We start from the raw sequence: 13,691 nt of genomic DNA, 5'->3' as shown, positions 1-13,691 counted from the left end.
GGCCTTTCAGGTACCGAGGGACGTGAGGATGTCGCGCCGCAGCGCGGTGCGGGCCGGGTCGTCGTGCGCCGTACGGTCGCGCGGCCGCGGCACCTCGCGTACGGCGCTGACGCGGCCCGCGCCGAGCAGGGCCACGCGGTCGCCGAGGAAGAGGGCCTCGTCCACGTCGTGGGTGACGAAGACGACCGTCGCCCCCGTGCCGTGCAGCACCTCCACCAGCAGGTCCTGCATGCCCGCGCGGGTCTGCGCGTCGAGGGCGCCGAACGGCTCGTCCATGAGCACCGCGCGCGGCCCCGGCGCCAGCGCCCGGGCCAGCTGGGCGCGCTGCCGCTGCCCGCCCGAGACGCGGTGCGGCACCTGCCGGGCGTGGTCGGAGAGTCCGACGCGGGCCAGCCACGCCTCGGCCTGCGCCCTGCGGTCGGCGCGCGGCACCCCGCCGATGGCCAGCGGGAGTTCGACGTTGGCGCGCAGCGTGCGCCAGGGCAGCAGGGCGTCCTCCTGGAAGACGAGGGCGCGGTCGGCCGAGGGGCCGGTCAGCCCCCGGCCGTCCTGGGCGACCTGCCCGGCCAGCGGCGGCAGCAGCCCGGCCAGGGTGCGCAGCAGCGTGGACTTCCCGCACCCGGACCTGCCGACCACGGCGAGGATCTCGCCCGGCGCGACCTCCAGGTCCACCCCGTGGAGCACGGGTGCGCCCGGGCGGCCGACGACGGTGCCGCGCAGCGCGAGGGCGGCGCCCCGGCGGGCGGGCGCCCGCACGTCAGACGAGCTGGTCATGGGTCACCTCCGGCCCGGTCGCGTGCAGGGCGGGCGCCGGAGCGGCGGTGCCGCGCGCCCGGCGCGCGGACCGGGGCGCCGGGACGTACGAGGTGCGCGGCAGCCAGCGGGTGAGCCGGCGGCCCAGCAGCTCCACGGCCGTGGAGGTGAGCCAGCCGAGCACCCCGATGGTGACCATGCCGACGAAGACACCCGGGTAGTCGACGACCGTGTAGTCCTGCCAGGTGCGGTAGCCCACCCCGTACTGGCCCGAGATCATCTCGGCGGAGATCACGCAGATCCACGACACGCCGATGCCGACCGACAGACCGCCGAAGATGCCCGGCAGCGCGCCCGGCAGCACCACGGACGCCAGGATCCGCCCCCGCCCGCCGCCCATGGTGCGCACCGCCTCCTCCCACACCGGGGACAGGGCGCGCACCGCGTGCCGGGTGGACACGAGCACCGGGAAGAACGCGGCGGTGCAGGTGATGAAGACGATGCCCTGCTCGTTGGAGGGGAACAGCAGGATCGCGACCGGGACGAGGGCGATCGCCGGCACCGGCCGGACCACCTCCAGCACCGGTCCCAGCAGGTCCTCGGCGAGCCGTGAGCGCGCCACGAGCACGCCGGCGGCCACGCCGAGGACGGCGGCGAGCAGGAAGCCGGTGAGGATGCGGGTCAGGCTGTCGGTGAGGTCCGTCCAGTAGTCGGGCCCGGCGACCCGCCCGGCGAAGGCGTGCGCCACGTCGGTGACGGTGGGGAACTGGGAGAAGCGCAGCCACAGGTCCACGTCCGCGGCGGTGAGCACCTGCCACAGGCCGAGCGCGGCCGCCAGGGAGGCCAGGCGCAGCGCGTACCGGGTCATGCGGCGCGCTCCAGGGCCTCGGCGTAGGAGACGACCCGGGCGCCCGGGTGGGCGGTGGCGTAGTCCTGCGCGGTGGCCGGTGCGACGAACGGCAGCAGCCGCGTGCCGTCCGCGACCCACACTGCCTTGTCGGCGAACCACAGGGTGCCGGTGGTGGTGTCGGGGACGTAGGCGGCGCGCAGGGCGCCGCGGTGCGCGGCCACGTACGTCAGCAGCTCGGCCGGCGTCTTGAAGGCCACCGTCCGGTCGGCGCCCTTCGGCCAGGCCTCGCTCGCGGGAGCGGGCGGTCCGGCGGCGATCCGGCGGTCGTACTCCGCGCCGAGGGCCTTGCGGACGTACCGGTCGTCGACGAAGGCGTCCACGTCGATGTCCCCGGTGAGCTTCGCGGTCTTCAGGACCGCCACGTCCTGCTTCAGCGCGGCGACGAGCCCCGGCTTGACGGCCGGGTCGAAGGTGGCGATGCCGTGGGCGCCGTTGTACAGGTAGACGACCTCGGCGGGCAGGCCGGTGGCCGCGGCGACCTTCTCGGCGGCGGCCACCGGATGCTCGTTCAGGTAGTCGGTGGCCTGCGCCTGCGCCTTGAGGAACGCCTCCAGCACGGCGGGGCGCTTCTCGGCGAAGTCCTCGCGGGCGGTGACGCCGTGGAACGTCGGCAGGTTCAGCCGCGCCCCGTCGTACAGCGCCTTCGCCTTGCCCTGGAAGGCGAGCAGGCCGGGCCAGGCGACGAACTGCGACAGTGCGTCCGCGCTGCCCGCGGTCAGGGCCGAAGCCCCCACCGCGGGCTGCTGGTTGAGCTTCTCGATGTCCTCCTGCGGGTCAAGGCCTGCCCGTTGCAGGGCCCGTACGAGCGTGCCGTCGGCGGCCGAGCCGACGCTGGTGGACACCTTCTTGCCCTTCAGGTCGCGCAGGGTGCGCAGGTCCGAACCGGGCGGCACGACCACGGTGTTGAGGCCTCCGCGCAGGTTGTAGCCGGTGACGGAGACCAGGTGCGTCGGTCGCCCCAGCTGGCGGCCGCGGGCCGCGTTGATGAGCAGCGGGAAGTCGCCCATCGAGCCGATGTCGATCTTCCCGGCGGTCATCTGGGCGGTGATCGGGGCGCCGGTGGCGTAGTCCTGCCAGTCGACCTTGTAGGTGTGCCCGTCGTGCAGGGCGTTCAGCTGCCGCTCGAAAGCGCCGAGGGAGCGCAGCAAGGTGCCCGCGGTGACGGTGTTGATCGTCCGGGACTGGTAGCCGACGGTGACCGTGACGGTGGACCCGTCACCGCCGGCCGCCGCGGTGCCGCCGCAGGCGGTGAGCGGCGCGAGGAGTACGACGGAGGCGGCAATGACCTTGTGTTTCATGGGAGTTCGGGCCTTTCACCGGAGCAGGTAGGGCATGTTGACCGTGACGGCTCCGGTGGGACAGCGGGCCGCGCACGGGCCGCAGTACCAGCACTCGTCCACGTGCATGTACGCCGCGCCGCTGCTCTCGTCGATGGCGAGGGAGTCCAGCGGGCACATGTCCACGCAGAGCGTGCAGCCGTCGATGCAAGTCGACTCGTCGATGGTCACGGGCACGTCGGCCCGCTGGGGCACCAAGGGCATGGCTGTCTCCAGGAAGGGGTGGTGCGGGTCGGGGGTCTCTACAGCGACCGGTGCAGCAGGCCGCTCATCTTGATGCGGTCGCCGCGGAAGCGGATGAACTCCAGGTCCACCGGCCGCCCGTCGGCGAGATGGGTCAGCCGCTCCAGCATCAGTACGGCGGCGCCCTGCGGGGCCTGCAGCACGGCCGCCGAGTGGGTGTCGGCGTTCACCGCCTCCAGGCTGATCTCGGCATGGCCGAGCGACTGGCCGGTGAGGCCTTCGAGCAGCCGGAAGATGTCGGTGTTCTCCAGGTCCTCGCCGATCAGCGCGCCGCCGATGTCCCAGGGCAGGTAGGTGAGGTCCAGGGAGAGCGGCAGTCCGTTCAGGCGCCGCAGCCGCTCGATGTACAGCACGTCCGCGCCGGGCGCGACGCGCAGCCGCTCGGCGACCGGGGCGGGCGCCGGGACGGGGCCCATGGTGCGGACCTCGTTGCTGATGCGGCCGTGTTCCCGCAGGGTCTCCGCGAGTCCCATCAGCCGGTCCAGCCCGTGCGGGTACTTCCGCGCGACGACCACCGTGCCGACCCCGGGCAGCCGCTCCACCAGACCCTCGGCCCGCAGCAGGTCCAGGGCCAGGCGGACCGTGTTGCGGGAGGCGCGGTAGTCGGCGGCGAGCGTCGACTCGTGGGGCAGGGTGCCCGCGGCGAACGCCCCGGTCAGGAGCTGGCGGCGGAGGAGGTCGGCGAGCTGGCGGGCCCGGTCCGCGCGCAGCCGCCGCCGCGCCCGGTGGGCGGCCACGGTGGGCGCCCCCTGGCCGGCGTGGTCGCGGATGCGGTCGGTGGACATGTCCGGGACCCTAGCGGCGCGTCCCGCGCAATGGTGTTGCCGGAGTGTTGCGCCACCTGACGCCCCGCCGGACACCCCGCTGACCTGCGCGTTCTTCCTGCCGTGAGGAAGATCTGCCAGTACCCGCACGAGGGCCTACCCGATCGCCGGACACGGCGTTAAGATGGACCGAACGAATGGTCGGTAGGCATGCTGCGGCACCACCGCGGCAGGGGACGGGCAAGGGAGACGGATGGACACGGAGCTCCAGGCGCACTTCGAGGCGACCGTCGCGCGCGACCAGCGCATCGAGCCGCGCGACTGGATGCCCGAGGGCTACCGCAAGACCCTGGTCCGGCAGATCGCGCAGCACGCGCACTCCGAGATCATCGGCATGCAGCCCGAGGGCGAGTGGATCACCCGCGCGCCGTCGCTGCGCCGCAAGGCGATCCTGTTCGCCAAGGTGCAGGACGAGGCCGGGCACGGCCTGTACCTGTACTCGGCCGCCGAGACCCTCGGCGCCGACCGGGCGGACCTGACCGAGCGGCTCATCGAGGGACGCCAGAAGTACTCGTCGATCTTCAACTACCCGACGCTGAGCTTCGCCGACGTCGGGGTGATCGGCTGGTTCGTGGACGGCGCGGCCATCTGCAACCAGGTCCCGCTGTGCCGCTCCTCCTACGGGCCGTACGCCCGCGCCATGGTCCGCATCTGCAAGGAGGAGTCCTTCCACCAGCGGCAGGGCTACGAACTGCTGATGACCATGATGCGCGGCACCGACGCCCAGCGGGAGATGGTCCAGGACGCGGTGAACCGCTGGTGGTGGCCGTCGCTGATGATGTTCGGCCCGCCCGACCACGACTCGCCCAACTCCGCGCAGTCCATGGCCTGGAAGATCAAGCGGCACAGCAACGACGAGCTGCGCCAGCGCTTCGTCGACATGACCGTCCCGCAGGCCGAGAAGCTCGGCGTCACCCTCCCCGACCCGGAGCTGCGCTGGAACGAGGAGCGCGGGCACCACGACTTCGGCACCCCCGACTGGTCCGAGCTGAAGCGCGTCATCAGCGGCGACGGCCCTTGCAACGCCCAGCGGACCGAGCGCCGCAGGAAGGCCCACGAGGACGGCGCCTGGGTGCGCGAGGCGGCCCTCGCCCACGCGGCCAAGCGGGCCGCGAAAGCCGATCACGCCGAGCAGGCGGCACACGCACGGAAGGAAACGGTGGCATGACCGACGGGAAGCAGGGCTGGCCCCTGTACGAGGTGTTCGTCCGCAGCAAGCGCGGACTGAACCACGTGCACGTCGGCTCGCTGCACGCCGCCGACGACCGCATGGCCCTCACCCACGCACGCGACCTGTACACCCGGCGCAACGAGGGCGTGTCGATCTGGGTGGTGCGCTCCGAGCACATCGCGGCCTCCACCCGCGACGAGAAGGACCCCTTCTTCGCGCCGAGCGCCGACAAGGTCTACCGCCACCCGACCTTCTACGACATCCCCGACGACGTCCCGCACATCTAGTCCCGCACCGAGGAACAGGCATGAGTGACGACCACGTCTACATGACCCTCGCCGAGGGACACGAGGACGACACCCGCTGGGCCTACGGCACCGGCTTCGAGGACCCGCTGCACGGCGTCGACACCACCGTGCCCGAGGGCGTCGACCCCGCCGAACTGGCCGCCCTGTGCGTCGCGCTGGGCGACGACGCGCTCGTGCAGGCCCAGCGGCTGGCCGAGTGGACGACCCGCGCCCCCGAGCTGGAGGAGGAGGTCGCGCTGGCCAACATCGGCCTCGACCTGCTCGGCCAGGCCCGCCTGCTGTACTCCCGGGCCGGCCAGGCCGACGGCACCGGCCGCGCCGAGGACGCCTACGCCTACTTCCGCGACGCCGCCGACTTCCGCAACGTACGCCTGGCCGAACTGCCCAACGGCGACTTCGCGTTCTCCATCGTGCGGATGCTGCTGCTGTCCAGCTGGCGCCTCGCCCACTTCCAGCAGCTCGCCTCCCACCCGGACCCGGTGCTGTCGGCGATCGCCGCGAAGGGCGTCAAGGAGCTGGCCTACCACCGGCAGTACGCCGCCGAGTGGTCCGTGCGCCTCGGCGACGGCACGGAGGAGTCGCACCGCCGCATGCGCGCCGCGCTGGAGCAGACCGCCCCCTACCTGGGCGAGCTGTTCACCGCCCACGACGCCCGGGACGAGGTCGTCGCCGTGCTCCGCCAGGTCACCGAGGCCGCCGGCCTGCCCATGCCGGTCTACCGGCCGCTGCCGGGCGCCGGCCGGCACGGCGAGCACACCGAGCACCTCGCCCCGCTGCTCACCGAGCTGCAGGGCGTGGCCCGCGCCCACCCGGAGGCGACATGGTGACGACCCTGCTCGACGCCCGGCGCGCCCGGCACATCGCCGAACAGGTGCCGGATCCCGAGCTGCCCATGCTCACCCTCGCCGACCTCGGCGTGCTGCGCGGCGTGGAGGTGACCGACGACGGCACGGTCGTCGCCCGCCTCACCCCGACCTACTCGGGCTGCCCGGCCATGGCCGAGATGCGCGCCGGCGTCGCGGCCCGGCTGCGGGAGGCCGGCTACAGCCGCGTGGAGATCCGCACCGAGCTGGACCCGCCGTGGAGCAGCGACTGGATCACCCCCGCGGGCCGCCGCAAGCTCGCCGAGCACGGCATCGCCCCGCCCGGCGCCGCCCCCCGCAGCGCCGGGGGACCGGTCCCGCTCGTGCTGTCCCCGACCCGGCACACCGTGCCCTGCCCGCGCTGCGGCTCCGCCGACACCGAGGAGACCTCCCGCTTCGCCGCAACGTCCTGCAAGGCGCTGTGGCGCTGCCGCGCCTGCCGCGAGCCGTTCGAGTACGTCAAGGAGATCTGATGGCAGACGTGATGGAGCCGGTCTCCCCCCGGGCCGAACGCCCGCGGACCCGGCGCCGGCCGGCCTTCCACCGGCTGCGCGTGGCCTCCGTCCAGCCCCTGTGCGACGACGCCGCCGCCGTCGGCTTCGACATCCCGCCGGAGCTGGCCGAGGAGTTCACGCACCTGCCCGGACAGTCGCTCACCCTGCGGCGCGAGATCGACGGACGGGACGAGCGGCGGTCGTACTCCATCTGCTCGCCCGCCGGCTCCCCGCCGCGCATCGGCGTACGGGTGGTGCCCGGCGGACTGTTCTCCTCCTGGCTGGTCCACGAGGTGCGCCCCGGTGACACCGTCGAGGTGATGGGCCCCACCGGCGCCTTCACCCCCGATCTCGGCACCCCGGGCCACCACGTGCTGATCGCGGCCGGCTCCGGCATCACGCCCATGCTGTCGATCGCCGAGTCCGTGCTCGCCGCCGACGACCGCTCGACCGTCACCCTCTTCTACGGCAACCGGCGCACCGGCACGGTGATGTTCGCGGACGAACTCGCCGACCTGAAGGACCTCTACCCGTCCCGCTTCCAGGTCGCCCACGTGCTCTCCCGCGAGCCCCGCGAGGCCGAGGTCCTCTCCGGCCGGCTGGACGCCGACCGGCTGTCAGCGCTCATCGACGGGCTCGTCGACGTCAAGTCCGCCGACCACTGGTGGCTGTGCGGCCCGCACGGCATGGTCCGCGCCGCTCAGGAGGTCCTGGCCGGCCTCGGCGTGCCCGAGGAGCGCGTCCACCAGGAGCTGTTCTACGCCGACGACGAGCCGGTCCGGGAGGTCCACCATGCGGAGAGCGGACCGACGGGCCCGGTCAGCCGCGTGACCATCACCCTCGACGGCCGCTCCGGCACCGCCCCGCTGCCCCGGGAGCGGACCATCCTCGACGGAGCGCAGAAGACCCGCCCCGACCTGCCCTTCGCCTGCAAGGGCGGCGTCTGCGGCACGTGTCGCGCCCTGGTCACCGAGGGCACCGCCGACATGCGCCGCAACTTCGCCCTGGAGCCGGCCGAGGTGGACGCGGGCTATGTGCTCACCTGCCAGTCGTATCCGGTGTCGGAGACCCTGACGGTCGACTTCGACTCCTGAGCCGGGCATGCGGACGCCCGCCCGCGCCGGAGCGCGGGCGGGCGGTGCGGTGCGATGCCGGTGGTCGCCCGATGACCTGTCAGGGGACCGTGACCGGTGCCGTATCAGGTGAAGGTGCCGGGGCTGGGCGTACCCGGGGTGGAGCCGCCGGTGTCGCCGGGCTTGATCCGGCCGCGCCAGGCCCCGCTCTCCCCGCCACGCTCCTCGACGAAGCTCTTGAAGCGCTTCATGTCCCCCTTGATCCGCCGGTCGATCATCCCGAGCATGTCACCGGCCTTCTCCGCCGCACCGCTCGTCTCGACGTCCATCACCAGCTCCACCCGGGTGTGGGTGTCGTCCAGGCGCTCGAAGCGCACCGACCCCTTCTGCTGGGTGTCACCGGAGGTGGTCCGCCAGGTGATCCGGTCGTCGGGCAGCTGGTCGACGATCTCCGTGTCGAACTCGCGCTTCACCCCGCCGATCTTCATCGTCCAGTGGTTGTGGCGCTCGTCGATCTGCCTGACCTCCTCGACCCCCTCCATGAACTGCGGGAACTCCTCGAACTGGGTCCACTGGTTGTAGGCGGTGCGGACGGGGACGTCGACTTCCACGGCTTCCTTGACCGTGCTCATCAGGGTGCCTCCCTCACATCCTCGATCGACTGCGGGCGTCGGTCGACCACCCGCGTGCCTCGCGGCACGGCGGCCGAGTACCCGGCAAGCCGACGCTGATGACACATGAGTTCCGGTCGGCTCCGGCACCGCGCCGTTCGCCTGCCGGAACACCCCCTGGGGCGGCCGGGACTCGTACGGCACCCCCGCGCGTCGTCAGTAGTCCAGACCCGCGAACCAGTCGCCCCGGCCGCCCGGCGTCAGGTCGAGCAGGTGCCAGACCGGGTTGAGCAGGTCGATGCCGCGCTGGTCGATGTCCTCGGCCATCCGCGGGTGGGCCGAGTAGAAGTGGCGGACCGTGCCGTCGACGTCCCGGGTGAAGACGGAGACGGAGGAGTCCTGCGCACCGTCCTCGTCCTCGCTGCCCAGGTCGTACTTGAAGCTGCTGTCACCGCAGCTCAGCAGCCGCAGCCCGGACCAGCCCCGCTCCCGGGCGTACGCGCGCAGCGTGGGGAGGTCCGCCGCTGCGGCCACGGCGAAGTCGGCGTTCCGGGCGATGTGCCGGGCGACCCCCGCGAAGCCGTCGATCCACAGCGTGCACATCGGGCAGGGGCTCCGCTGGAGCTTGCCGTACATGAAGTGGTAGACGATCAGCGGCCGGCCGGGGCCCGTGAACAGGCCGCTCAACGTCACCTCGCGCACCGGCTCGTCGCCCGCGTCGAGGCCGGCCGGGCCCTCCAGGAAGACGTAGTCGGCCACCGCCGGTCCGGCCGGCAGCGCCCGCCGCAGGGCCGCGACCCGTTCGCGGTGCCGCATCAGATCGATCTCGGCGTGCCGCAGTTCCTCCCGGGCGGCCAGGTACTCGTCGGACTCGTCGGCGAGCCGGGTGTGCCGGTACATCGCGCCCTCCTGCGTGGGAAGCCCGAGGCACTTCGAGTCTAGGACCGGCCCGGCACGGCTTCACCCCGCTGCCGGTGGCGATAAGTCTCAGGCATTTGCCTAAAGGTTTTAGGCAGATGCATAATCGGTTCAGGAAAACGAAACGGCGAGCATAGGGAAGGGGTCGCATGGTCCGGGCAGGACTCACCGCCGACCGGCTGGCCCGCGTCGGCGCGGAGCTGGCCGACGAGATCGGGTTCGAGCAGGTCACCGTGTCGGCGCTGGCCCGCCGGGTCGGCGTCAAGGTCGCGAGCCTGTACTCGCACCTGGCGAACTCCCGTGACCTCAAGACGCGCATCGCCCTGCTCGCCCTGGAGGAACTCGCCGACCGAGCCGCCGACGCCCTCGCCGGACGCGCCGGCAAGGACGCCCTCGTCGCCTTCGCCGACGTCTACCGCGACTACGCCCGCGCACACCCCGGCCGCTACGCCGCCGCGCAGTTCCGCCTCGACCCCGAGACGGCCGCCGCGAGCGCCGGAGTCCGGCACGCCCAGATGACCCGGGCGATCCTGCGCGGCTACGACCTCGCCGAGCCGGACCAGACCCACGCGGTCCGCCTGCTGGGCAGCGTCTTCCACGGCTACGTCAGCCTGGAGCTGGCCGGCGGGTTCAGCCACAGCGCCCCCGACTCGCAGGAGAGCTGGACCCGCGCCCTGGACGCCCTGGACGCGCTGCTGCGCAACTGGCGGGCTCCCGGACCGTCCCCGAGCCCCTGACTCTGCCCCCACCACCCTCGCGCCGTTGCCCGCCGCCCCCCGAAGAAGCAGGACCCCATGTCCCCCTGGATCACCACCCCCCTCACCGCCGACCTCGTCCGCGGCGCCCTCGACCTGGAGCGCACCGAGCACGGCCTGCTGCCGCACCGGCTGCCCGAGCCGGCCCGGGCCCGGTGTGCCGACCCGCAGCTGTCCCTGGCCGAGTCCCAGCCCTCCGGCGTACGGCTGGCGTTCCGTACCCGCGCCACCGCCGTCGAGCTGGACGCGCTGGCCACCAAGCGGGCCTACACCGGCGCCCCGCCGCGCCCCGAGGGCGTCTACGACCTGCTCGTCGACGGCCGGCTGACCGACCGGGCGAGCGTGACCGGCGGCAACACCGTCACCATCGACCTGGCCACCGGCTCGTCCGAGCTGAACCCCGGCCCGGTCGGCACCCTGCGCTTCACCGGGCTGCCGGACCGCGCCAAGGACGTCGAGATCTGGCTGCCGCACAACGAGATCACCGAACTCGTCGCCCTGCGCACCGACGCCCCGGTCGAGCCGCTGCCCGACCGGGGCCGCAAGGTGTGGCTGCACCACGGCAGCTCCATCAGCCACGGCTCCGACGCCGAGAGCCCCACGACCACCTGGCCCGCGCTCGCCGCCTCCCTCGGCGGCGTGGAGCTGATCAACCTCGGCTTCGGCGGCAGCGCCCTGCTCGACCCGTTCACGGCCCGCGCGATGCGGGACACCCCCGCCGACTTCATCAGCCTCAAGATCGGCATCAACCTGGTCAACACCGACCTGATGCGGCTGCGGGCCTTCACGCCCGCGGTGCACGGGTTCCTCGACACCGTGCGCGACGGCCACCCGGACACACCGCTGCTGGTGGTCTCGCCCATCCTGTGCCCGATGCACGAGGAGACCCCCGGCCCGACCGTCATGGACGTCTCGGCGCTGAGCGCCGGTCGGCTCGCCTTCTCGGCATCCGGTGACCCCGCCGAGGTCGCGGCCGGGAAGCTCACCCTGGGCGTCATCCGCGCCGAACTGAGCCGGATCGTGGCCGAGCGCGCCGCCGAGGACCCGCATCTGCACCACCTCGACGGCCGCGACCTCTACGGCGAGGCCGACGCCGAGGAACTGCCGCTGCCGGACGGCCTCCACCCGGACGCCGCCACCCACCGCCGCATCGGCGAGCGCTTCGCCAAGCGGGTGTTCGGAGACGGCGCCGTCTTCGCGTAGGGGCACTTCCCGAGGACCCGCCACCTGGTGAGGACCCCTCGCCTCAGTGCACGTGCGGCCCGCCGCTCATCCGCGGTCGGCCGCGCGGCACGAGCCCGAGGGACACCACCGCACCGCCCGCCGCCGTGGCGGCGCACACCGTGAACGCGTCGGTGAAGCCTCCCGCCGAACCGGCCTCGATGCCGGAGGCGGCGACCGTGGAGAGCACCGCCACGCCGATCGAACCGCCCACCTCGTGGAAGGTGTTCACCACCCCGGAGGCGAGACCCGCCTCCCGGTGGTCGACCATGCCCAGCGCGGTCGTGGTGGCGGTGACGAAGACCGTGCCCAGCCCGAGGGAGCCGACGACGAGGCCCGGCAGGAGACCGGTGTACACCGAGCCGTCGGCGGACAGCCGGGTCAGTGGCACGGTCCCGGCGGCCGCCGTCAGCAGGCCGGCCACCGCGACGCCACGGCTGCCCAGGCGGCCCACCAGCCGCGAGGCCAGATGCGCGCCGAGCCCCGTCGCCACGGCCGGCGGCAGGAACAGCAGGCCGGTCCGCAGGGCGCTGAAGCCGCGCAGGTGCTGGAGGTAGACCGAGCCGAGGAAGAAGTACCCGATCAGCAGCGCGGTGGCCACCAGCATCAGGAACGCGCCCGCCAGCACCGGCCGCCGGGTGAACATCCGCAGGTCCATCAACGGCGCCCGGCTCGCCCGCTCCACCGCGGCGAACCCCGCGTACAGCACCGCGGCCCCGGCCAGCGGCAGCAGGGTGCGCGCGGAGGTCCAGCCCGCGTCCCCGGCCTCCACCAGGCCGTAGATCAACGCGCCGGTGCCCGCCGTGACCAGCAGCGCGCCGGGCACGTCGAGCCGGGCCGGCCGCGGGGCCCGGGCGGGGACCAGCCGGGGGAGCAGCACCAGAAGGGCCACGCCGACGGGGACGTTGACCCAGAAGACCCACGGCCAGCCCGGGCCCGCGGTGAGCGCCCCGCCGACCAGCACCCCGGCCGCCGCGCCCGAGCCGCCGATCGCGGCCCACACGCCGAGCGCCTTGTTCCGCTCGGCGCCGCGGAAGGTCGTCGTGACGAGCGACAGCGCCGCCGGCGACAGCAGCGCCGCGCCGACGCCCTGCGCGATCCGCCCGGCGAGCAGCGGGGCCGCGCTCCCGGCGAGCCCGGTGAGCAGGGAGGCCGCGGTGAAGACGGCGAGCCCGGCGAGCAGGGTGCGGCGGGCGCCGAGGGCGTCGGCGAGCCGGCCGCCGAGCAGCATCAGACCGCCGAAGCACAGGGTGTACGCGGTGACGGCCCAGGTCAGCGTCGCCCGGTCGAGGTGCAGGTCGGCGGCCATGTCGGGCAGCGCGACGTTCACCACGGTGACGTCGAGGACCAGCATGAACTGGGCGAGGCAGATGAGGGCGAGGGCCGTCCAGCGGCGCGGGTCGGCGGGCGGGTGGTGCTCCGGAGCGGCGTGCGTGCCGGCCGGGGAGTGGGTCGCGTCCATGAACTGAACTGTACGGGCCAGTACAGCTGAACTCAACAGTTCAGTTCAGTCGATTGCTACGATCGCCCCATGAGCGTCGACAGTGCCCGCAAGCCCCCGAGCGGCCCCCGCGCCGAGCTGAAACGGCAGGCCATCGTGCGCGCGGCACGCGAGCTGTTCCTGCGCGAGGGGTTCGGGGTCGGCATGGACGCCATCGCCGCCGCGGCGGGTGTGTCCAAGGTGACCGTCTACAACCACTTCGGCAGCAAGGAGGCCCTGTTCAGCGCGGTGATCAGCAGCGCGCTCGACGAGCCCCTGGGCGGCGCCTCCGCCGACGCGCTCGCCGCGCTGGCCGACGCGCCGGACCTGCGGGCCGCGCTCGTGGAGGCCGCCCGGGGCTGGGTCCGCGCCGTCCGCGCCAACGAGGACGTCGCCGCCCTGCGCCGGCTCGTCGCCGCCGAGCAGCACCGCTTCCCCGAACTGGGCCGCGCCTGGGAGAGCCACGGCCCGGAGGGACACCACCCGGCGGTCGCGGGCGCCCTGCGCACCCTCGCCGACCAGGGCCGGCTGGTCGTACCGGACCTGGAGACGGCCGTCATCCAGCTCTACGCCCTGCTGGTCTTCCCGCACCTGGTCTTCGGCACGTACGGCACTCAGGTCGACGACGACCTGACGGACCGTCTCGTCGTCAGCGGGGTCGACATGTTCCTGGGCCACTACGCGCCCCGGGCGTGAAAAAGGCCGGCCGCCGGCCCTGTCGGACCGGCGG

General features: G+C 73.5%; 16 protein-coding genes. 8 read left to right on the top strand and 8 right to left on the bottom strand.

What is annotated here, in order from left to right:
- Window positions 1–6: 6 nt before the first annotated feature.
- Genes IE308_RS13025 through IE308_RS13005 form a run of 5 tightly spaced genes read right to left on the bottom strand, consistent with a single transcriptional unit; the run spans window position 7 to window position 4,028 of the window.
- Window positions 7–774 carry an ABC transporter ATP-binding protein gene (locus IE308_RS13025; RefSeq protein ID WP_190218013.1) on the bottom strand — a complete coding sequence of 256 codons (768 nt, stop codon included), beginning with the start codon at window positions 772–774 and terminating at the stop codon, window positions 7–9.
- A complete protein-coding gene (locus IE308_RS13020; protein ID WP_190218012.1) occupies window positions 758–1,621 on the bottom strand; it encodes an ABC transporter permease in 864 nt (287 codons plus the stop codon). The genes IE308_RS13025 and IE308_RS13020 overlap by 17 nt, the downstream gene beginning before the upstream one ends.
- Window positions 1,618–2,961, bottom strand: coding sequence for an ABC transporter substrate-binding protein (locus tag IE308_RS13015; RefSeq protein WP_190218011.1), 1,344 nt, complete (start codon window positions 2,959–2,961; stop codon window positions 1,618–1,620). Before IE308_RS13015 ends, IE308_RS13020 begins: the two co-directional genes overlap by 4 nt.
- A 15-nt stretch (window positions 2,962–2,976) precedes the next feature.
- Complete coding sequence (locus tag IE308_RS13010) at window positions 2,977–3,204, bottom strand: 4Fe-4S dicluster domain-containing protein (RefSeq protein ID WP_190218010.1); 228 nt, start codon at window positions 3,202–3,204, stop codon at window positions 2,977–2,979.
- 38 nt (window positions 3,205–3,242) lie between these two features.
- Complete coding sequence (locus IE308_RS13005; protein WP_190218009.1) at window positions 3,243–4,028, bottom strand: GntR family transcriptional regulator; 786 nt, start codon at window positions 4,026–4,028, stop codon at window positions 3,243–3,245.
- Between the two features lie 232 nt (window positions 4,029–4,260).
- Between IE308_RS13005 and paaA the strand changes: the two genes are divergently transcribed.
- The 5 genes from paaA to paaE are packed head-to-tail and all read left to right on the top strand — an operon-like array spanning window position 4,261 to window position 7,997.
- The gene (gene paaA / locus IE308_RS13000; protein WP_110626530.1) at window positions 4,261–5,235 is read left to right on the top strand and encodes a 1,2-phenylacetyl-CoA epoxidase subunit PaaA; all 975 of its coding nucleotides are present in this window, start codon (window positions 4,261–4,263) and stop codon (window positions 5,233–5,235) included.
- The gene (gene paaB, locus IE308_RS12995) at window positions 5,232–5,525 is read left to right on the top strand and encodes a 1,2-phenylacetyl-CoA epoxidase subunit PaaB (RefSeq protein ID WP_110626529.1); all 294 of its coding nucleotides are present in this window, start codon (window positions 5,232–5,234) and stop codon (window positions 5,523–5,525) included. Before paaA ends, paaB begins: the two co-directional genes overlap by 4 nt.
- A gap of 20 nt (window positions 5,526–5,545) precedes the next feature.
- A complete protein-coding gene (gene paaC, locus IE308_RS12990; protein ID WP_190218008.1) occupies window positions 5,546–6,373 on the top strand; it encodes a 1,2-phenylacetyl-CoA epoxidase subunit PaaC in 828 nt (275 codons plus the stop codon).
- The gene (paaD, locus tag IE308_RS12985) at window positions 6,367–6,882 is read left to right on the top strand and encodes a 1,2-phenylacetyl-CoA epoxidase subunit PaaD (RefSeq protein ID WP_190218007.1); all 516 of its coding nucleotides are present in this window, start codon (window positions 6,367–6,369) and stop codon (window positions 6,880–6,882) included. Before paaC ends, paaD begins: the two co-directional genes overlap by 7 nt.
- The gene (gene paaE / locus IE308_RS12980; protein WP_190218006.1) at window positions 6,882–7,997 is read left to right on the top strand and encodes a 1,2-phenylacetyl-CoA epoxidase subunit PaaE; all 1,116 of its coding nucleotides are present in this window, start codon (window positions 6,882–6,884) and stop codon (window positions 7,995–7,997) included. The genes paaD and paaE overlap by 1 nt, the downstream gene beginning before the upstream one ends.
- A gap of 104 nt (window positions 7,998–8,101) precedes the next feature.
- On the opposite strand, the gene IE308_RS12975 is transcribed toward paaE, so the two are convergent.
- Window positions 8,102–8,608, bottom strand: a complete 507-nt coding sequence (locus tag IE308_RS12975; RefSeq protein WP_190218005.1) for an SRPBCC family protein — start codon at window positions 8,606–8,608, stop codon at window positions 8,102–8,104.
- A 195-nt stretch (window positions 8,609–8,803) separates the two neighbouring features.
- On the bottom strand, window positions 8,804–9,487 hold the full coding sequence (locus IE308_RS12970) for a DUF899 family protein (protein ID WP_190218004.1): 684 nt from the start codon (window positions 9,485–9,487) through the stop codon (window positions 8,804–8,806).
- A 167-nt stretch (window positions 9,488–9,654) separates the two neighbouring features.
- On the opposite strand from IE308_RS12970, the gene IE308_RS12965 reads away from it, so the two are divergent.
- Window positions 9,655–10,242 (top strand): TetR/AcrR family transcriptional regulator, encoded by a 588-nt coding sequence (locus IE308_RS12965; RefSeq protein ID WP_190218003.1) that lies wholly within the window; start codon window positions 9,655–9,657, stop codon window positions 10,240–10,242.
- Window positions 10,243–10,299: 57 nt separating this feature from the next.
- Entirely contained in the window at window positions 10,300–11,463 is a 1,164-nt protein-coding gene (locus IE308_RS12960; RefSeq protein ID WP_190218002.1) for a GDSL-type esterase/lipase family protein, read from the top strand.
- Window positions 11,464–11,506: 43 nt separating this feature from the next.
- Here IE308_RS12960 and IE308_RS12955 read toward each other — a convergent pair whose 3' ends face one another.
- Window positions 11,507–12,943, bottom strand: a complete 1,437-nt coding sequence (locus tag IE308_RS12955) for an MFS transporter (RefSeq protein WP_190218001.1) — start codon at window positions 12,941–12,943, stop codon at window positions 11,507–11,509.
- 69 nt (window positions 12,944–13,012) lie between these two features.
- On the opposite strand from IE308_RS12955, the gene IE308_RS12950 reads away from it, so the two are divergent.
- Window positions 13,013–13,657: a TetR/AcrR family transcriptional regulator gene (locus IE308_RS12950; protein ID WP_190218000.1), complete on the top strand. Its 645-nt coding sequence runs from the start codon at window positions 13,013–13,015 to the stop codon at window positions 13,655–13,657.
- Window positions 13,658–13,691: the final 34 nt, after the last annotated feature.

The organism is Streptomyces griseosporeus, from assembly GCF_014656055.1.
In the GTDB taxonomy this organism is placed as follows: Bacteria; Actinomycetota; Actinomycetes; order Streptomycetales; family Streptomycetaceae; genus Streptomyces; species Streptomyces griseosporeus.
Note: the sequence above shows the minus strand (reverse complement) of the source record. Positions and strands in the feature narration are given on the sequence as shown.